Source organism: Phyllobacterium sp. TAF24, from assembly GCF_052113785.1.
GTDB lineage: Bacteria > Pseudomonadota > Alphaproteobacteria > Rhizobiales > Rhizobiaceae > Phyllobacterium.
In genome coordinates this window covers 116,668-134,685 of the sequence record NZ_JBFRDN010000013.1, presented here as the reverse complement: position 1 = coordinate 134,685, position 18,018 = coordinate 116,668, and the positions used below count along the sequence as shown (strand labels likewise).

Genomic DNA, 18,018 nt, shown 5'->3' with positions numbered 1-18,018 from the left:
GGAATTAGTGAAACCCTTGTTCGCACGGCGGTGTCGCGGCTGGTGACATCAGGGCAGTTACTTGGCGAACGTGATGGGCGCAGGAGTTACTATCGCCTCTCCGCAGCGGCTCGAACCGAGTTTGCAGCAGCGGCGCAAATCCTCTTTGGCTCGCAAGAAGCGGTTGAATGGAATTTTCTGCATTTGACAGGGCCAGAACCTGAAAATGATATGGTGGCGCTCGAACGGCTGGGGTACGCAAAAATTGGGCAACGATTGGCGTTTGGCCCTCGCACGCCTGAGCCTGTTCCCCCAAGAGCAGTGATATTCGCCGCACAACCGTCAGCGGAAGGTGAAGGTCTTTCGACCTCAATTTCGCAATATTGGGATTTGGCCGGGCATTCCACCTCCTACATTTCTTTTATCAATCGATTTTCGCCATTTCTTAATATCGTGGAACAAACCGAAACACTGCTGCCATCCGCATGTCTGACGTTGAGACTGTTATTAGTGCACCAATACCGCATGATCGTTTTACACGATCCGCGGCTTCCGCCCTCAGTTCTGCCAGCTGGATGGCCGGGACATCAAGCCAGACAGCTGTTTACCGAACTGTATCGCCGTCTTTCTCCTCTTGCAGATGAGCATATCGCCGGAAGTTTTGTGACAGGGTCGGGACCTCTTCCGCGAACCACGGAAACAACGCGCCAACGACTAAGGGCCGGAGCCTCCGTTTCGTTCTTCTAGCCAGCAAGTCCTGAAAAACCACCGGCTTGTGCAGCACTTCGCAGCCCTTCGCTTGGCTGGTCAGCAAGCCCTTCGGCGGACAGTTCGTCAATCGCTGACAAAACCTCGATAAGACCCCGCGCCTCGGCATAGTGCATCGGTCCACCGCGCCAGTGCGGGAAGCCGTAACCGTGTATCTTCACGAGATCGATATCGGCGGCACGCAGTGCCACGCGTTCCTCCAGAATGCGGGCCGCCTCATTGACCATCGGCAGGACGATAGCGTCCACGATCGATGCTTCGTCCCAAGGCCGCTGCGGCCATCCGCCAGCTTCTCTGGCAATGATACCAGCGACAATTGCCGACGGAAGCGGCGCGCGTTCACCGGGCTGGTAGTCATACCAGCCTCCTCCAGACTTCTGGCCAAAGCGTTCGATGGCACAGAGCCGGTCGGCGATCGGAGCAAAGGGCATTTCCCCGCGAACGCGGGCAGCTTTGCGCTGGAACGCGGCGATGTTGAGGCCGCCAAGATCCTGCGCCTCAAAGGGGCCCATCGGCAGGCCAAAGGAGCGCATGGCAGCATCGATGGCAGACGGCGTCGCGCCGGATAGCAAGAGCCGTTCGGCCTGCGCGCGCGTGACCTTCAGGATGCGATTGCCGATGAACCCATCGCAGATGCCAGCGCGAACCGGGATCTTTCCAAGCAGGCGGGCCAGTGCGAAGCCGGTCGCCAGCACGTCCGGCGCCGTTGTCTCCGTAGGCACGATTTCCAGCAGCTTCATGATATGGGCGGGGCTGAAAAAGTGCAGACCAAGGAACCGTTCCGGCTGCGCTATGCCCTCGCTGATTTGGCTCGGATCAAGATACGACGTGTTGGTGGCAAGCACCGCATCCGGGCGGCAGACATCCGAGAGTTTCGCAAACACAGCATGCTTGACGGTGATGTCTTCGAAGACGGCCTCAATGACAAGGTCTATGTTAGCGAGCAATCCATAATCGTCGCTGCCGGTGACACCCGCCATGCGATCCACCGCAATCTCTTCCGAGATGCGCCCACGTTTTACCGAGCCCTCGTAGATCGCGCGGATATTGGCAAGACCGCGCTCGACGGCCACCCCGTCCCGCTCGACAAGGATGATCGGCAAACCTGCATCCCGTAGGGCCGCAGCAATACCGGCACCCATGGTGCCGCCGCCGACGACTGCCGCCGAGCGGATGTCGCGCGGCTTCACACCGGCAAGCTCAGGCGGACGCGGTGCGGCGCGCTCGGCAAAGAAAACATGACGCAAGGCAGCCGCCTGCGGGGAGCCACGAAGGCTCAGAAAGGTTTCGCGCTCAAAGGCCATGGCGCTGGCAAAATCCGCTTCGCATGCGTTGCGGATGGAGGCGAGCGCCCGCAGAGGCGCGACTTCCCGCTTGGCCTTTGCGGAGACCGCCATTTGCGCGCTTTCCCAGAAGCCAGCATCAACTGCCGGGACTGTCCGACTGGAAATCGGTTGTGGCAAAGGCTTATCGGCAACGCTGTTGGCAAAGGCAATCGCACCGATACGCAGATCACTATCGATCAACGTGTCAACAAGGCCCAACGCCTCCGCCTTCTTTGCCCCAACGGGACTACCGCTCGTCACAAGGTCGACGGCCGCCGCAGGGCCGATCAGGCGCGGCAGACGTACCGTGCCGCCAGCGCCGGGGATAATGCCCAGTTTCACCTCCGGCAGGCCGAGGCTGGCGGAGGGAACAGCGACGCGATAGGCACAGCCAAGCGCCACCTCGAGACCACCACCAAGCGCGCTTCCATGGATCGCGGCGATCCATGGCTTTTTCGCAGCTTCGATATACGTGACCACGTCAGGCAAATGTGGCGGCAGTGGCGGCTTGTCGAACTCGTTGACATCCGCACCGGCGATGAAGGTACGACCGGCACAGAGTAAGACGACAGCTTTCACGGAAACGTCCGCATCGAGTGCCGCCGCCGCTTCGACGAGAGCTTGGCGAAGCGCTTGCGACAATGCGTTGACGGGAGGATTGTCGACGGTGACGACGGCGATAGTGCCTTCGCGTGTGATTGTGACGGTCATGCTCTCATATTCCCAGATAAGCGGCGCGGATGCGTTCGTCGGTGATCAGTTCAGCTGCCGGGCCTGATAGGGTGACGTGTCCCGTCTCCATCACATAACCACGGTCGGCGATGGAAAGCGCGCCGAATGCGTTCTGTTCAACAAGGAGAACAGTGACGTCAAGCGCCTTCATGTTCTTCACCACATCAAATATCTGCGCAACGAGGATCGGCGCGAGGCCCATGCTTGGCTCGTCGAGAAGCAGGCAGGAAGGCCGCGCCATAAGCGCTCTGGCGATTGCCAGCATCTGCTGTTGACCACCGGAAAGCCCCCCGGCCGCAAGGTTCCGCTTTTCCTTGAGGATGGGAAACATAGTGAAGGCGTCCTGCATATCGGTATCCACCTTGGCATCGGCGAAGACATAGGCGCCGAGGCGCAGATTCTCCTCAACCGTCAGATTGGTGAAAATCTGCCTGCCTTCGGGCGACTGGGAAAGGCCGCGACGCACGCGGGCGTGGGCTGGCACAGTGGTCAGTGTCTCTCCGCGAAAGAGGATAGAGCCCGCCGAGACCGGCTGGATGCCGGAGAGGCATTTGAGCAAAGTTGTCTTTCCGGCACCATTGGCGCCAACAACGGTGACAATCTCGCCGGAAGCCACCTCGATATCGATGCCATGCAACACCTCGATGCGGCCATAACGCGAACGCAGTCCTTCAACCGTCAGCATTTTGAACCTCCGTCGCCTGCGCACCAAGATAGGCTTCGATGACACGCGCATTGCGTGAAATCGCCGCCGGTTCGCCCTCGGCGATCTTTTCGCCGTGATCAAGCACAACGATATGATTGGAAATGCGCATCACCATTTTCATGTCGTGCTCCACAAGCAGGATCGACACGCCTTCATCAGCCACCTGAGCGATCAGATGATCGATTTCTTCCGTCTCGACGGCATTGCAGCCAGCGGCCGGTTCATCAAGCAGCAGCACGCGAGGCTTCAGCGCCAGCGCACGGGCGATCTCCAGACGTTTCAGCGCCCCGTAGGAGAGTGAGCCTGCCTCCTGTTGGCAAGCTCTGCCAAGGCCGACCCGATCGAGCAATGCCCGGGCGCTCGCCTCCGATGCGCGTGTGCGGCGGCGCGAGGCAGGCAGTGCGAGGAGATCTGCAAATACCGAACCACGATCATGCAGATGATGGCCAGCAACAGCATTTTCCAGCACCGTCATCGACTGGAATATCTGCAGGTTCTGGAACGTGCGCGACAGACCGCGGCGTGCCAGAAGATGTGGCGGAAGGCGGGTGACATCCTCACCATCAAGCACCACGCGACCACGCGACGGCGCATAGATCCCGGAGATCATGTTGAAGAGCGTTGTCTTGCCCGCACCATTCGGGCCGATCACAGAGACGATCTCACCCGGTTTCAAGGAGAACCCGACATCATTGACGGCGCGCAGTCCACCAAAATCAATGCCAAGACCTTCGATCTGAAGCAGGCTCATTCTCCCCTCCCTCGCAAGCGACGTGCGATGGCTGGCAGCAGGCCCTCGCGCATGAAGATCATGACGAGCATCATGATGAGGCCGAGCATGAGCTGTTCGTATTCCTGAAACACCGTCAGCACCTGCGGCAGCGTGGTCAGGATAGCTGCACCGAGGATGGCACCGAGCACCGAACCGGCACCGCCGAGCACGGCCATTGTGACCATCTCGATCGAATGCAGGAAACCGGCAATATCTGGCGTGACGAACTTGTTCTGAAGCGCCAGCAGTGAGCCGGAGACGGAGGCATAAACAGCCGAGATGATGAAAGCCTGCAACTTGTAGTGCGCGACGTCGATACCAACCGTGCGGGCGGCAACCTCCGAGCCATGCAATGCCCTGAGCGCGCGACCGGTCGAGCTGTCATAGAGATTAAGCGCAAGCCAGGCACCAACGACCAGCACGAGACCCGACAAGGCATACCAGAATTCGGTGTTGGAAAGATCAATGCCAATGGTCTTTAGGCCAGCGCGGAGCCCAAGCTCCGGTACCGGCATGCCATCCGGCCCGCCGGTCAGCTGCGCCTCGTTCGACAGCACCATGGAGACGAGGATACCGAAACCGAGGCTTGCAACGGCCAGATAATAGCCCTTGAGCCGCAGGATCGGGCGGCCAACAAGGAAGGCAATGACCGCTGAGAGGAACGCACCGAGTATGGCGGCGAGCGCCGGATGCAGCCCGAGATGAACAGGCGCCAGTGCGCAGGCATAGGCTCCAATGCCAACAAAGCCCGCATGGCCGAGGCTGATCTGACCGGCATAGCCCAACAGGATGACGAGACCGGCAACCGCAAGGCCGTTGACGAAAATTAGCGAACCGACGCGGAAATAATAGGAGGACGGAAAGAAGATTGGTGCGATCAGGATGATCGCAGCGAGGATGACGAGGGTGACTACCTTGTTTGATGGCCGCATGATCATACCCGATCCGTCGATTTACTGCCGAAAAGGCCCTGCGGCATGGCAAAGAGCACGGCGAGGATGACAATAAAGGCAGTCGCATCCTTATACTGAGAGCTGATGTAACCTGCTGTCATCGCTTCCAGAATGCCAAGCAGCAGGCCGCCGACAAGCGCGCCCTTCGGGTTTCCCATGCCGCCAATCATGGCGGCGGCAAAGCCCTTCAACGCAAAAGCGAGGCCGATATTGTAGCTTGTGAGGGTGATCGGCGTCACCAGCACGCCAGCGAGTGCACCGATGGCGGCGGACATGGCGAAGGAAAGCGTCATCACATAATTGGTGTTGATGCCGACGAGTTGAGCGGCAACGCGGTTGTTGGCGGTCGCCAGCACCGCACGGCCAATCAGGGTGCGGGTGAAGAACAACCACAGGAGGAGGAAAATGGCGAACGCACCTGATATAACCCAGAGGCTCTGTGGCAGGATCGTAGCGCCGCCAATCGCAATCGGTGTGTCGCCTGAGAAGGCCGGAAAGCGGTGAAGCTGCTTGTCGAAGATGAGCTGCGTGGCACCATGAATGAAGATGGATGCGCCGATGGTGATGATGATCAGCGAGACAACCGGAGCGCCGCGTGCGGGCGCGATCGCCAATGTGTTGAGCGCAACACCGATCGCTGCTGTCGCAAGAATGGCTGTTAGCGCGGCAAGTGGAAGCGGCAGACCGGCAGCATATGTGAAAACGGTGATCATACCGCCAAGCATGACAAATTCGCCCTGGGCGAAATTCACGACACCTGATGCGTTGTAGATGATCGTGAAGCCGAGAGCGACAAGCGCATAAACAGCGCCGACGGTGATCCCGGACAGAAGGAATTGCAGGAATTCGGGCATGGACGCCTCCGCTTCGCGCGACAGTTCCGCTGGCCTACACCTTTATGGCACAGGCCAGCGGTACGGTCCGATTATTCGACAATCTTCCAGCCGCCGTTTTCAATCCGCAGCATGCGGAAGGCCGAGAGATCAAGGCCAAGATGGTCTTTCGCCGACATCGTGACCGTGCCGGTTGTGCCGACCAGACCGTGCGTTCCCTCAATTGCATCGCGGATCGCAGATGGCTCAGTGCTGCCCGCCCGCTTGATCGCATCCACGAGGATACGCAGTGCATCATGGGCATAACCGCCGAAGGTCGAGACCGGCTTGCCGGTCGCCTTCTCATAGGCTGCCTTGTAGGCAACGACGACGGGACGCTGCGGATCATTTTCCGGCAGGAGGCCAGCGACAAGCAGAGCGGTGCCCGGCAGGCGCACGCCTTCCGCAGCCTTCGCTCCCGCAAGCTCGATGAAACCATCAGACGCAACGCCATGCGACTGGTAGAGTGGCAGGCCAAGTGCAAGCTGGGCATAGTTGCGCGTGACGATCGCCGGGCCCTGACCGAAGCCGGGGTTCAATACCGCCTGGACGCCAGCCTTACTCTTAATGTTGGTCAGTTGCGGCGTCATGTCGGCATCCGCTGGGCCATAGGTTTCGTCGGCCAGAACCTGGATACCGTACTCGCCGATGATCTGAAGGCACTGCTTGTGCATTGAAGCGCCAAAGCCGTCGGACCCAGAGATCATGCCAATTTTGGTGATGCCGTTCTTTTTCATGTCCTCGAAGATCTTTGCACAGGCCATGCGATCCGTGTGCGGTGTCTTGAAGGTGTGTGGGCGAACCGGATCGATAATTTCGATTGCGCCAGCAAGCGAGATGAAGGGGATTTCCGCATCTTCGAAAACCGGTATGATTGCCATGGACGTACCGGTCGTCGTGCCGCCGATGACGGCGACAACCTTGTCATCCTCGACCAGACGGGTGGCAAATGTGCGTGCCTTGTTCGGATCGCCGCCGTCATCATAGAGGATTAAGCTGAGCTTCTCGCCATTGACGCCGCCAGCCGCGTTGATTTCCTCGACCAGCATTTTCAGCGTCTTGGCTTCCGGATCGCCAAGGAACGAGGCCGGCCCGGTTTCAGAAATGGTCGAGCCGATCTTAATGTCGGCAAAAACAGGTGTGGCAAAGCCGAGTAAAAGCGCGAGCGAGCTTGCAAGTGCGGTGGTTCTGTTAAAGTTCATGCTGGTTTCTCCTCCCAAGAAAAACAGTTTTGATTAAAATTCCCCTCACGCCGCTATTGGGCGGCGCCACATCACCACGCGGAACCGGTTTGCAACAAAAGCCGTGTCCGTCAGGCTTGCATTGCCTGCCGGATTGGCACCGGTAACGTGGAAATCACTGAAAGCGGCGCTCTGATTGACATAGATGCCGCCGGTCAGATTGACCGAAAGATTGACACCCGCTGCCGCAAAACGATCGGCAGCAGCAAGAATGCGCACTTCGTCGGTCTCGTAAAACGCAGCTGTGATGGCCCCTTTGCGCTCGGCAAGTTCGGCTGCACGGTTCACACCGTCGGTGACGTCATCGACAGCAACGACAAAGATGATTGGCCCGAAGCGCTCTTCCGCGTAGGATTCTTCATTAGCGGCCTCGACGGCGAGGATCAGCGGCGTCGCGGTGCGCGCTTGCGAAAGACCTTCGACCGGCGCGGAGTCACGCACGATACGGCCCAGCGAACGGGCCGTGGCTATACGGGCGAGCGTGGCGGGATTGGCAATTGCACCACAGACACCGGCAGCGCGGGCCGGGTCGGCCAGCAACGCGTCGACCGCAGCGGCAATACCGGCTGCAACCTCATGGAAGCTCTTGTGGCCTTCATCCGTCCCGATGCCGTCCTGTGGCACGAAAATATTTTGCGGCGCAGTGCACATCTGGCCACTGTAGAGAGCAAGCGAAAAGGCGATATTGCTGCACATGCCGGCAAAATTGTCGGTAGCGCCGATGACAATCGAATTGACACCCGCCTCTTCCGTATAGACGTCGGCATCACGGGCATTGGCGCGCACCCAGCTGCCAAAACTATTTGAACCAGTGTAATCGATTATTGAAATCGAGGGGTGCTGAACGAGATTTTTTGTGATCTCGGAACCTGTCGCATCGGCGGCGAGCAGCACTGTATCGGCGGCAAAGCCTTCTTCCATCAGCACCTGCCTGATAACCTCGACAGTGATGGCGAGCGGTAGGATCGCCGCCGGGTGCGGCTTGACGATGACGGTATTGCCGGTCGCAAGGCTGGCGAAAAGGCCGGGGTAGCTATTCCAGGTCGGAAAAGTATTGCAGCCGATAACAAGCGCAACACCGCGGGGCATGATACGCCAGTGCTTTTCCAGAATGATTGTCTCGCTTTTCCCCTGCGGCTTCATCCAAATTGCCTCAACTGGCGTGCGGTTCATCTCGGCATAGGCATAGGCAACTGCTTCGAGGCCACGGTCCTGTGCATGTGGGCCGCCAGCCTGAAAGGCCATGGCGAAAGCCTGACCGGTTGTATGCATGACAGCATTCGCCATCTCGAAGCTGCGAGCATTAAGACGGGCGAGGATTTCAAGACAGATGCCGGTGCGCACTTCTGGCGTGGCGCTCCCCCATTGCCGGGCGGCAACCCGCGAGGCAGCGACCAGCATGTCAACCGACGCGGCCGGATAGGTGATACCGAGCGACGGACCATAAGGCGAAACTTCCGCGCCAACCGAACTTTCCGCCGGATGTCCGGGCAGATCAAAGGATTTTCCGAGCCGTGCCTCGTAGGTGGCAAGACCATCGTCTCTGGCGGTTTCGCCGTAAATCTTGCCGCTCGGCACCTCAGGATAGGCGGACCAGTAGTCGCGCTTGGCARCAGCATCAAGTGCAGCGTGCAGCGTCACTTGATGCCGCTCGAAAAGTCCTGTCATCTCTGGCTCCCTCCCAGTCATTGCATTTATAATTGACTGACCGGTCGGTTTATGCAAGAGTTTTTTTACAGTCACCGCTGGGAAGGGTGACAGGGAGGAAATATGTCCGATTCTGATACCATTCTGTCGGCGCTTGTCGATGGCGTTTTGAGCCTCACGCTGAATCGCCCGGACAAGCTCAATGCCTTCAACGATGAAATGCATCTTGCGCTGCGTGCCGGTTTTGAGCGGGCTCATGCGGATGCGGACGTGCGCGCTGTGCTGCTGACCGGCGCCGGTCGCGGCTTCAGCGCTGGTCAGGATCTTGGCGACCGTGACCCGCGCAAGGGCGCAATGCCCGATCTCGGCCACACGATCGAAACTTTTTACAATCCGCTGCTGCGGCTCATTCGCAGCCTCGAAAAACCTGTCATCTGCGCCGTCAACGGTGTTGCCGCTGGTGCCGGTGCCAACATCGCTTTCGCCTGCGACATCACGCTTGCCGCCCGCTCGGCCCGCTTCATCCAGGCATTTGCCAAGATCGGTCTTGTACCGGATTCCGGCGGTACATGGAGCCTGCCGCAGCTCATCGGTGAGGCGCGTGCCAAGGCATTAATGCTGACCGCTGAACCGCTCGGTGCGGAAACCGCCGCTGAATGGGGCCTGATCTGGCGCGCCGTGGATGATGACAAGCTGATGGAAGAAGCAACCGCACTGTCCACTCGTCTTGCCGCTGGTCCGACCAAGGGCCTCGGCATGACGAAGCGTGCCATTCAGGCCGCAGCAACCAACACGTTGGACGAACAGCTTGACCTTGAACGCGACCTGCAACGTGAGGCTGGCCACACCGCGGATTATGCCGAGGGCGTCGGCGCGTTCCTTGAAAAGCGCAAGCCGGAGTTCAAGGGCAAATGACCGACGCTATAAGACTCTCCCCGCAGGCGCTGGCGGAAGCCTGCGCAAAATCCATGTGGGACGACGACAACGCCACCCGCCATCTCGACATGCAGCTTCTCGTCGTAGCCCCCGGCGCGGCAACGGTGGCGATGACGATTACAGAAACAATGACGAATGGCCACGGCACCTGCCACGGCGGCTACGTCTTTACGCTGGCGGACTCAGCTTTTGCTTTCGCCTGCAACACCTACAACCAGCGAACCGTCGCCCAGCACTGTTCGATGACTTACATCGCTCCAGCTTTCAGGGGCGACAGGCTGACAGCGACGGCACGGGAGGTATCGCGCCGCGGACGAGGCGGAATCTACGATATCCGCATTACCAATCAGGAGGGCGAGCACGTCGCGGAATTCCGTGGCCACTCGCGAACAGTCAAGGGTACCCATCTGGCGGAGCAGATCTGACGACGGTACCATCCAGCATTCTCGGAGGAGACATTTATGGAAGACCTATCCCCCCGCCCCGGTGAGCTTGAACCTATCGAGACAGCTTCCCGTGACGAGATTTCGGGACTGCAGTTCGAACGCATGAAATGGTCGCTGACCCATGCCTATGAGAATTCACCTTTCTATCGTCAGCGCTTCGATGAGTCGGGCGTGCATCCGTCTGATCTGAAGACGCTTTCTGACCTTGCAAAGTTTCCCTTCACCACCAAGAAGGACCTGCGTGATACCTATCCTTTCGGCATGTTCGCCGTGGCGCGCGAGAAGCTCGCGCGCATCCATGCCTCATCAGGTACCACAGGCAAACCCACCGTCGTTGGCTATACGAAAAAGGATATCGACACCTGGGCCACCGTCGTTGCCCGTTCGATTCGTGCTTCGGGTGGCCGCGCCGGGGATATCGTCCATATCGCTTATGGTTATGGCCTGTTCACCGGCGGCCTCGGCGCGCATTACGGCGCAGAGAAACTCGGCTGCACCGTTGTGCCGATCTCCGGCGGCATGACCGAGCGCCAGGTCACGCTGATGCAGGACTTCAAGCCACGCATCATCATGGTGACACCTTCCTACATGCTGTCGATCCTTGACGAGTTCCGCAGGCACGGTATCGATCCGCGCGAAAGCTCGCTTGCTGTCGGGATTTTTGGCGCGGAGCCGTGGACCAACGCCATGCGCGAGGAGATCGAGCAAGCCTTTGACATGCATGCGGTCGATATTTACGGCCTGTCTGAGGTCATGGGACCGGGTGTTGCCAACGAATGCGTCGAGGCGAAGGACGGCCTGCACATCTGGGAAGACCATTTCTATCCCGAGATCATCGATCCAATGACGGGTAATGTATTGCCTGACGGTGAAATCGGCGAACTGGTCTTTACGACATTGACTAAGGAAGGTCTGCCAATCATCCGATATCGCACGCGCGACCTGACGCGGCTGCTCCCCGGCACTGCCCGCTCGATGCGCCGCATGGAGAAGATAACCGGCCGTTCGGATGACATGATGATTCTGCGTGGGGTCAACATCTTTCCAACGCAGATCGAGGAACAGATTCTGAAATGTCGCGGCCTTGCGCCGCATTTCCAGATCGAGTTGACGCGCACGGGCCGTATGGACAACATGACTGTTCATGTCGAATGTACCGCAGAAGCCGCCGATAACGGCGCACGTACGGGATCAGCAAAGGAGCTTACCCATCACATCAAGAGTGTGGTCGGGGTCTCAACCAGTATTCTGGTGCACGATCCGGGAGGTGTGGCCCGTTCTGAAGGTAAGGCTAAGAGGGTGGTGGACAACCGCCCGAAAGGGTAGACGAACGAAGGCGCCGGGATAATCCGGTACCTGATTGACTGTGTATAGAGACGGATTTGGCGGCCTTCAGGCGGCCCGGCCAACAGGAAATAAGCAGAGCAGGACAACATGGCACGCACGCGGGCAGTTGATTTCGAGGAAAAGCAACGTGGCATTCTGACGAGTGCCGCAGCGGTATTTGCTGAAATGGGCATGGAGAAAGCGTCCATGTCGATGATCGCCTCACACAGCAATGTCTCGAAGGCACTGCTCTATCATTATTACCCGGGCAAGGACGCGCTGATCTTTGACATCGTGCGCACGCACCTGACAGAGCTCGATGGCGCAATTGCAGCGGCTGATCGCACCGATGTGACGCCCGAGGAGCGGCTACGCCTGCTGGTGAAGGCCGTGTTGAGGAATTATGAAGGCGCTGACAATGAGCACAAGGTGCAGCTCAACGGCACCAGTGCGCTATCAGAAGAACAGCTCGTGGAACTGCAGGCGATCGAGCGGCAGATCGTCAAGCGCTTCTCCAGCGTCATCCGTGACATAAACCCGGATCTTAACAAGGGTCGGCCACTCCTGATGCCCGTCACCATGTCGCTCTTCGGCATGATGAACTGGGTCTATATGTGGTTCCGGCCAAATGGCCCCATCACCCGCGACGAATATGCCGACATTGCCACGACCTTGATCCTCGAAGGCGTCAAGGCCGTAACGTAAGACCGGCGCCAGCCGGTCACTCTCTCGTTTTAGCCACCATTGTCAGCACGTCGTAGTGCGCAACCGTGGCCCCCATCTGGTTCGTTACATTGCAATCCCACCGCACCTCGCCGTGCTCTGCATTGGCGCGCGGGTTAATCTCCTTGCAGGTAAGCTGCACCTGCAACGTATCACCCGGACTAACCGGTGTCAGGAAGCGCAGATTGTCGACGCCGTAATTGGCAAGGACCGGACCCGGCGCCGGATCGACAAAGAGACCGGCGGCAAAGGAGACAATGAGATAACCGTGGGCCACGCGACCTTCAAAGAATGGGTTCGCCTTGGCCGCTTCCTCATCCATGTGAGCATAGAATGTATCGCCGGTAAAATGGGCGAAGTGCTCGATATCCTCAAGCAGAACAGCGCGGTTTGCGGTGATCAACTGGTCGCCGATCTTCAATTCGGCCAGCGACTTGCGGAAAGGATGTTCGCCGCCTGCATATGCTTGCGCGCCCTGCATCCAGCGACCCGTTACAGCGGAGAGCAGGGTCGGCGCACCCTGCACTGCCGTGCGCTGCATGTAGTGCTTCACGCCGCGAATACCGCCGAGTTCCTCGCCGCCGCCAGCGCGACCGGGACCGCCATGAACAAGCACCGGAAGCGGGGAACCGTGACCTGTGGAGGATTTGGCGCTGACGCGATTGCCGATCATTACGCGCCCATGGAACGGTGCAAGGCCCAGCACAACCTCCTCGGCAAAGGCAGGGTCGTTGGTGAAGACAGAGGCAACAAGGCTGCCTTTGCCGCGACGGGCAAGATCAACAGCCTCATCAGCCGTGTCATAGGGCATGACGGTGCTGACGGGGCCGAATGCCTCGACATCGTGCACGGCGCGGGCAGATCCCGGCTTATCACAATAGAGCAGAACCGGATTGAGAAAGGCACCGGCGCTCGCATCACCCGACCTGACGCTCGGATGATCAGGATCACCGGCAACAATCTCCGCATCAACAGAAAGATCGCGAATGCGGGCACGCACTTCCTCAAGCTGGTCGAGGCTGGCGAGCGGACCCATGCGGACAGCTTCATCGGCCGGATTACCGACTATAGTCTTGGCGAGCCGATTGCGCAGGCTTTCGATCAGTGCTTCGCTGGAGGCGCGTGGTGCAATGACGCGCCGGATAGCCGTGCATTTCTGTCCTGATTTCACCGTCATCTCGCGAACGACTTCCTTGACAAAGAGGTCGAATTCTTCGGTGCCGGGTGCGGCATCGAGGCCAAGCACCGCGGCATTGAGGCTGTCGGCTTCCATGGTGAAACGCACGGAATTCTCAATGATTGCCTTATGCGTCTTCAATTGCCGTCCAGTCGCTGCGGAACCGGTAAAGGTTACCGCATCCTGGCCGCCCACGTGATCCAGCAGATCACCGACCGAGCCGCAGACCAGTTGCAGCGTCCCCTCGGGCAGCAGGCCGGTCTCGATGATGCGGCGCACCATGAGTTCGGTGAGATAGGCAGTCTGGCTCGCCGGTTTGACGATAGCCGGAACACCGGCCAGGAACGTCGGCGCCAACTTTTCCAGCATACCCCAGCAGGGAAAATTGAAGGCATTGATGTGGATGGCGATGCCCTGCAGGGGGCTTAGAATATGTTGAGCGGAAAAGCTGTCATCCTTGGAGAGCTGCTCGATGTCACCATCAAGCAGTACGCGGCTGTTCGGCAATTCGCGCCTGCCCTTGGAGGCGTAAGAGAGGAGCGTACCGATACCGCCCTCGATATCAACCCAGCCGTCCGCGCGTGTCGCGCCCGTCGCAGTAGACAGCGCGTAAAACTCTTCCTTTTTCTCCATGAGCGCCTGACCGAGCGCCTTCAGCATCCCGGCGCGTTCGTGAAAGGACATACGCCGCAGAGCCAAGCCGCCCTTGTCACGGCCATAGGCAAGTGCCGCCTTGAAATCGACGCCGGTGGAATCGATGAAGGCGACCGGTGCGCCTGTCGATGCGTCGAGCAAAGCTTTGCCCTCACTCGCGCCAGCGACCCAAGTACCGCCGACGTAGCTTTCAAGCCGACGTGGCCGATTTGCCATGACATTCATGTGCCTGTCCTTCCTATGGATTCAGTCTGAGCGCAGCGAGCTGCGGATCGATCTCGGCCTGCCATTGCGCAAGCAAGGTTTCATTCGATGTGTGCCTCAGCCCGAAGCGCGACTGGGTTTCAAACCTTGTTGAGGCCGAATGGCCAAAGCTTGCCGCGACGCGTGGATACCAATAGGCAACAGAGGCGCGCGCTGCCGTGCGGCCTTCCTCATCACTAACTATGCGGGCAAGACCGGTTATGCCAAGTTCTGCATGTCGTTCCTCGCGGGGCAGGATGGCGCGGAAAACATCGGCAAGCGGTTGATAGGAGACACGCGACAACTCCTTGAGCTGCACGGCGCTTGCCCGGCCCATCAAGACGTTCATCACGACCGCATCCAGCCACCCGTTCAGCGGATAGTGAAAGACCGAAAGGCGCATATCGCCGCCCTGACGCGCTGCACCTATATCGGCCTCGCGGGAAACCCGCGCAGCCCAAGGGTGATGTACGGCATAGCGACCACCATCGGCGCCGAAGGTTTCCATGATCTTCAGCACTTGACCCGCATGATCGGTCTTTTCCAGCACGATGCGGGCTGCGGATATCCGTTCCTGAATACCCGGAGCATCATTGATCGTGTCGGCAAAACCGGCGGAACCAGCCAGCGCGCTGTCGACGAAGCTCGCCATCAGGCGCAGCAACTCACCGCGATAGCGCGGCGGCACATTGTCGGGCGAAGAGAGTACACCGCCCTCAGCCAGATAGTCCTCGATCGGAATTGTATCGGACATGCTGTCCTCCCCTTCAATGCGACCAGAGCCTGATGTTATTGGTCGTAGCTGACCACGATGCGGTCGCTGAGCGGAAAACACTGGCAGGTCAGCACATAGCCCTGGTCCACCTCATAGTCTTCCAAGGCGTGGTTTGTTGCCATCTCAACCTCGCCTTCAATGACCTTGGCCCTACAGGTGGAACAGACACCGGCCTTGCAGGCATAGGGAACGTCCATGGCGTTTTCGAGCGCAGCATCGAGCAGGCTCTGGCCCTGTTTGGGAAACTTGAAGATGCGCGCCGCACCGTCGAGTGTGACTGTCGCTTCGCAGACAGCATCCTCACCGGATTTGTTTGCGGATTCGACCCGGCGGGCAGTACGACCCGGCTGCGAAGAAGCAAAAAGCTCGAATTTGATCTGATCGTCGCGCAAACCGTGCTCGCGCAGTGCCGCGGCGATCGCCAGCATCATCGGCTCCGGCCCGCAGATAAAGGCGGTGGTTACTGATTTCGCGTCAATCCAGTTCTTGAAAAGCGCCGCGCACTTTGCACCATCGATGCGGCCGGTGAAGAGATCGATGTCCTGCACCTCGCTCTCCAGCACATGCAGAACGGAGAGACGACCGAGATAGAGGTTCTTCAAGTCGTCCAGCTCCTCGCGGAACATGATCGAGCTGATCTGCCTGTTGGCGTAAATGAGCGTGAAACGCGAATTCGGCTCACGCGATAGTACTGTCTTGATGATGGAGAGCACCGGTGTGATGCCGCTGCCGCCGGCAAAGCCGAGATAGTGCTTGGCGACATCGGGTTCGATCGCTGTGAAGAATGCGCCCATCGGCGGCATGGCTTCCAGCGTATCGCCAGCCTTGAGGTTTTCGTTGATCCATGTCGAGAAACAGCCGCCGTCGACACGTTTGATACCCACCTTGAGCACGCCCTCATCCCTGCCCGCGCAGATGGAGTAGGAGCGGCGCAGTTCCTCGTCTTCGAATTTACGGCGGAAAGTCAGATACTGGCCCTGCGTGAAATCGAAGACGCTCCTGTCCTCCTCTGAGGGCATGAGCGTGACGACAACCGCATCGCGCGTTTCGCGGCGAACTTCGGTGACGGTCAGGGGATGAAAACGTGCCATATGCGGGCCCTCGTCCTATGGGTCAGATGCACTTGAAGTAATCGAACGGTTCCAGACAGTCGGTGCAGCGGTAGCTTGCCTTGCAGGGTGTCGAGCCGAACTGGCTGATCTTTTCGGTGTTCGTCGATTGGCAGCGCGGACAGGCGATCATGAAGTTCGAGCGGCCGGAAAGCCGGTCTATGCGTTTCATCAGCACGCCATCGGCGGCAGTGCCGTCAATCGGCGGAGCTATGCCATAGGCGCGAAGCTTGTCCCTGCCCTCGGCACTGATCCAGTCCGTTGTCCATGCGGGCGAAAGCTGGCGTTGCAGCCGCACGTTGGCGAGGCCTTTTTCGGCGAGTGCCCGCTCAATATCCACGTTGATCACCGTAGTTGCGGGGCAGCCAGAATAGGTTGGCGTCACCGTCACCACCATGACATCATCCCGCCATTCGACATCGCGGATGATGCCAAGCTCGGTGAGCGAGATCACCGGAATCTCAGGATCCGGCACCTCCGAAAGCCAGTGCCAGACCTCTTCCACGGAGGGGTGAAGCGCCATGGTCATCACCACCTCCTACCAGACCGCGCCCGGATAAGCGCGCTGCAGGAACTGCAACTCAGACAGGATATAGCCGAGATGTTCCGTGTGTACGCCGCGCCTGCCGCCCTTGTGCATGTAGCCATCGGCAGGCTTCACCAGAGTGCTCTCGGAAAGAGCATCCGCCACGATCTCATCCCAGCCGATCTTGAGACTTTGAGGTGCAGGGATGATACCAGCACCTGCCAGTGCCGCGTCGATGGTATCGCCAACAAACATCTCGCCCGTATAAGGCCAAAGTTCGTCGAGCGCCTCCTGCATGCGGCGATGGCTTTCTGCTGAGCCGTCGCCAAGGCGGATCACCAGATCACGGCTGCGATTAAGATGGTAGGAGACCTCCTTAAAGGCCTTTTCCGCGATGTCGGCGATCCGCTTCTCCGCAGAGCCCTTGAGCGCCTTCAGCAGCAGATAATGCCACGCATCGAACAGGAACTGCCGCATCAGCGTCTTGCCGTAATCGCCGTTGGGGCGCTCGACAAGCAGGATGTTGCGGAACTCGAAACCGTCGCGCAGATAGGCGAGGTTATCAGCAGAGCGGCCCTCACCTTCCACTTCGCCCGCAAGACCGAGCCAAAGCTGGGTCTGGCCGATCAGGTCAAGCGCAGTGTTGGCAAGGGCAATATCTTCTTCAAGCGCTGGCGCGTGACCGCACCACTCAGATACCCGATGGCCGAGGATCAAGGCATTATCACCAATGCGCAGCAGGAATTCAAAGAGCGCGGACTGATCGACATCAGGTTCAAGCGTCGCAGTTGCCATCACATATGCCCCACTTCATCCGGAATGTCGAAGAAGGTCGGGTGACGGTAGACTTTGGAATTGGACGGCTCGAAGAGCGGACCCTTTTCTGATGGGGCGCTGGCGGTGATGTCCGATGATTTCACAACCCAGATACTGACGCCCTCATTGCGGCGCGTATAAACATCGCGGGAATTGTTGACCGCCATCTCGGCATCGGGCGCATGCAGACTTCCGACATGGCGATGATTGAGGCCGTGCTGACCTCGAATAAAGACTTCCCAAAGCGGCCATTCGCTGGACATGTTTCTCACTCCCTGAAACGTTCTGCGGC

Annotated in this window: 18 protein-coding genes; 5 read left to right on the top strand and 13 right to left on the bottom strand. The window is 59.1% G+C overall.

Translation table 11 applies throughout. The features are described from left to right. Positions 1-726: PaaX family transcriptional regulator C-terminal domain-containing protein (locus AB4Y96_RS13470; RefSeq protein WP_441917995.1), on the top strand; the 726-nt coding region annotated here is incomplete at its 5' end. On the opposite strand, the gene AB4Y96_RS13465 is transcribed toward AB4Y96_RS13470, so the two are convergent. The 7 genes from AB4Y96_RS13465 to paaN form a co-directional block, all read right to left on the bottom strand. Next, complete coding sequence (locus AB4Y96_RS13465) at positions 723-2,783, bottom strand: 3-hydroxyacyl-CoA dehydrogenase NAD-binding domain-containing protein (protein ID WP_441917993.1); 2,061 nt, start codon at positions 2,781-2,783, stop codon at positions 723-725. The genes AB4Y96_RS13470 and AB4Y96_RS13465 overlap by 4 nt on opposite strands. Before the next feature lie 4 nt (positions 2,784-2,787). Further along, complete coding sequence (locus tag AB4Y96_RS13460) at positions 2,788-3,489, bottom strand: ABC transporter ATP-binding protein (protein ID WP_441917991.1); 702 nt, start codon at positions 3,487-3,489, stop codon at positions 2,788-2,790. After that, positions 3,476-4,261 carry an ABC transporter ATP-binding protein gene (locus AB4Y96_RS13455; RefSeq protein ID WP_091884225.1) on the bottom strand — a complete coding sequence of 262 codons (786 nt, stop codon included), beginning with the start codon at positions 4,259-4,261 and terminating at the stop codon, positions 3,476-3,478. The genes AB4Y96_RS13460 and AB4Y96_RS13455 overlap by 14 nt, the downstream gene beginning before the upstream one ends. After that, positions 4,258-5,214, bottom strand: a complete 957-nt coding sequence (locus AB4Y96_RS13450; protein WP_441917989.1) for a branched-chain amino acid ABC transporter permease — start codon at positions 5,212-5,214, stop codon at positions 4,258-4,260. The genes AB4Y96_RS13455 and AB4Y96_RS13450 overlap by 4 nt, the downstream gene beginning before the upstream one ends. A 2-nt stretch (positions 5,215-5,216) precedes the next feature. Next, complete coding sequence (locus AB4Y96_RS13445; RefSeq protein ID WP_441917987.1) at positions 5,217-6,089, bottom strand: branched-chain amino acid ABC transporter permease; 873 nt, start codon at positions 6,087-6,089, stop codon at positions 5,217-5,219. A 71-nt stretch (positions 6,090-6,160) separates the two neighbouring features. Then, positions 6,161-7,309 (bottom strand): ABC transporter substrate-binding protein, encoded by a 1,149-nt coding sequence (locus AB4Y96_RS13440; protein WP_441917985.1) that lies wholly within the window; start codon positions 7,307-7,309, stop codon positions 6,161-6,163. Positions 7,310-7,354: 45 nt separating this feature from the next. After that, on the bottom strand, positions 7,355-9,016 hold the full coding sequence (gene paaN / locus AB4Y96_RS13435; protein ID WP_441917983.1) for a phenylacetic acid degradation protein PaaN: 1,662 nt from the start codon (positions 9,014-9,016) through the stop codon (positions 7,355-7,357). A 102-nt stretch (positions 9,017-9,118) separates the two neighbouring features. Between paaN and paaG the strand changes: the two genes are divergently transcribed. The 4 genes from paaG to AB4Y96_RS13415 all read left to right on the top strand — a co-directional run bounded on the left by paaG (position 9,119) and on the right by AB4Y96_RS13415 (position 12,408). Next, positions 9,119-9,910, top strand: a complete 792-nt coding sequence (gene paaG / locus AB4Y96_RS13430) for a 2-(1,2-epoxy-1,2-dihydrophenyl)acetyl-CoA isomerase PaaG (RefSeq protein WP_441917981.1) — start codon at positions 9,119-9,121, stop codon at positions 9,908-9,910. After that, a complete protein-coding gene (gene paaI, locus AB4Y96_RS13425; protein ID WP_441917979.1) occupies positions 9,907-10,356 on the top strand; it encodes a hydroxyphenylacetyl-CoA thioesterase PaaI in 450 nt (149 codons plus the stop codon). Before paaG ends, paaI begins: the two co-directional genes overlap by 4 nt. A gap of 36 nt (positions 10,357-10,392) precedes the next feature. Further along, entirely contained in the window at positions 10,393-11,703 is a 1,311-nt protein-coding gene (paaK, locus tag AB4Y96_RS13420) for a phenylacetate--CoA ligase PaaK (RefSeq protein WP_441917977.1), read from the top strand. Between the two features lie 108 nt (positions 11,704-11,811). Continuing rightward, complete coding sequence (locus AB4Y96_RS13415) at positions 11,812-12,408, top strand: TetR/AcrR family transcriptional regulator (RefSeq protein ID WP_091884204.1); 597 nt, start codon at positions 11,812-11,814, stop codon at positions 12,406-12,408. Positions 12,409-12,424: 16 nt separating this feature from the next. On the opposite strand, the gene paaZ is transcribed toward AB4Y96_RS13415, so the two are convergent. Genes paaZ through paaB form a run of 6 tightly spaced genes read right to left on the bottom strand, consistent with a single transcriptional unit; the run spans position 12,425 to position 17,989 of the window. Next, positions 12,425-14,482: a phenylacetic acid degradation bifunctional protein PaaZ gene (gene paaZ, locus AB4Y96_RS13410; protein WP_441917975.1), complete on the bottom strand. Its 2,058-nt coding sequence runs from the start codon at positions 14,480-14,482 to the stop codon at positions 12,425-12,427. Positions 14,483-14,495: 13 nt separating this feature from the next. After that, entirely contained in the window at positions 14,496-15,254 is a 759-nt protein-coding gene (locus tag AB4Y96_RS13405; protein ID WP_441917973.1) for a Phenylacetic acid catabolic protein, read from the bottom strand. A 35-nt stretch (positions 15,255-15,289) separates the two neighbouring features. Continuing rightward, the gene (paaE, locus tag AB4Y96_RS13400; RefSeq protein ID WP_441917971.1) at positions 15,290-16,366 is read right to left on the bottom strand and encodes a 1,2-phenylacetyl-CoA epoxidase subunit PaaE; all 1,077 of its coding nucleotides are present in this window, start codon (positions 16,364-16,366) and stop codon (positions 15,290-15,292) included. Positions 16,367-16,388: 22 nt separating this feature from the next. Beyond that, positions 16,389-16,913, bottom strand: a complete 525-nt coding sequence (gene paaD / locus AB4Y96_RS13395; RefSeq protein ID WP_441917969.1) for a 1,2-phenylacetyl-CoA epoxidase subunit PaaD — start codon at positions 16,911-16,913, stop codon at positions 16,389-16,391. Positions 16,914-16,922: 9 nt separating this feature from the next. After that, positions 16,923-17,705 (bottom strand): 1,2-phenylacetyl-CoA epoxidase subunit PaaC, encoded by a 783-nt coding sequence (gene paaC / locus AB4Y96_RS13390; RefSeq protein ID WP_441917968.1) that lies wholly within the window; start codon positions 17,703-17,705, stop codon positions 16,923-16,925. After that, on the bottom strand, positions 17,705-17,989 hold the full coding sequence (gene paaB / locus AB4Y96_RS13385; protein ID WP_441917966.1) for a 1,2-phenylacetyl-CoA epoxidase subunit PaaB: 285 nt from the start codon (positions 17,987-17,989) through the stop codon (positions 17,705-17,707). Before paaB ends, paaC begins: the two co-directional genes overlap by 1 nt. Positions 17,990-18,018: the final 29 nt, after the last annotated feature.

Coding starts and splice junctions, on each gene's coding strand:
- paaK (WP_441917977.1), top strand. CDS start 10,393: ATGGAAGACCTATCCCCCCGCCCCGGTGAGCTTGAACCTATCGAGACA.
- AB4Y96_RS13405 (WP_441917973.1), bottom strand. CDS start 15,254: ATGTCCGATACAATTCCGATCGAGGACTATCTGGCTGAGGGCGGTGTA.
- AB4Y96_RS13415 (WP_091884204.1), top strand. CDS start 11,812: ATGGCACGCACGCGGGCAGTTGATTTCGAGGAAAAGCAACGTGGCATT.
- AB4Y96_RS13460 (WP_441917991.1), bottom strand. CDS start 3,489: ATGCTGACGGTTGAAGGACTGCGTTCGCGTTATGGCCGCATCGAGGTG.
- paaZ (WP_441917975.1), bottom strand. CDS start 14,482: ATGAATGTCATGGCAAATCGGCCACGTCGGCTTGAAAGCTACGTCGGC.
- AB4Y96_RS13450 (WP_441917989.1), bottom strand. CDS start 5,214: ATGCGGCCATCAAACAAGGTAGTCACCCTCGTCATCCTCGCTGCGATC.
- paaG (WP_441917981.1), top strand. CDS start 9,119: ATGTCCGATTCTGATACCATTCTGTCGGCGCTTGTCGATGGCGTTTTG.
- AB4Y96_RS13455 (WP_091884225.1), bottom strand. CDS start 4,261: ATGAGCCTGCTTCAGATCGAAGGTCTTGGCATTGATTTTGGTGGACTG.
- paaB (WP_441917966.1), bottom strand. CDS start 17,989: ATGTCCAGCGAATGGCCGCTTTGGGAAGTCTTTATTCGAGGTCAGCAC.
- AB4Y96_RS13440 (WP_441917985.1), bottom strand. CDS start 7,309: ATGAACTTTAACAGAACCACCGCACTTGCAAGCTCGCTCGCGCTTTTA.
- paaD (WP_441917969.1), bottom strand. CDS start 16,913: ATGACCATGGCGCTTCACCCCTCCGTGGAAGAGGTCTGGCACTGGCTT.
- AB4Y96_RS13445 (WP_441917987.1), bottom strand. CDS start 6,089: ATGCCCGAATTCCTGCAATTCCTTCTGTCCGGGATCACCGTCGGCGCT.
- paaE (WP_441917971.1), bottom strand. CDS start 16,366: ATGGCACGTTTTCATCCCCTGACCGTCACCGAAGTTCGCCGCGAAACG.
- AB4Y96_RS13465 (WP_441917993.1), bottom strand. CDS start 2,783: ATGACCGTCACAATCACACGCGAAGGCACTATCGCCGTCGTCACCGTC.
- paaC (WP_441917968.1), bottom strand. CDS start 17,705: ATGGCAACTGCGACGCTTGAACCTGATGTCGATCAGTCCGCGCTCTTT.
- paaI (WP_441917979.1), top strand. CDS start 9,907: ATGACCGACGCTATAAGACTCTCCCCGCAGGCGCTGGCGGAAGCCTGC.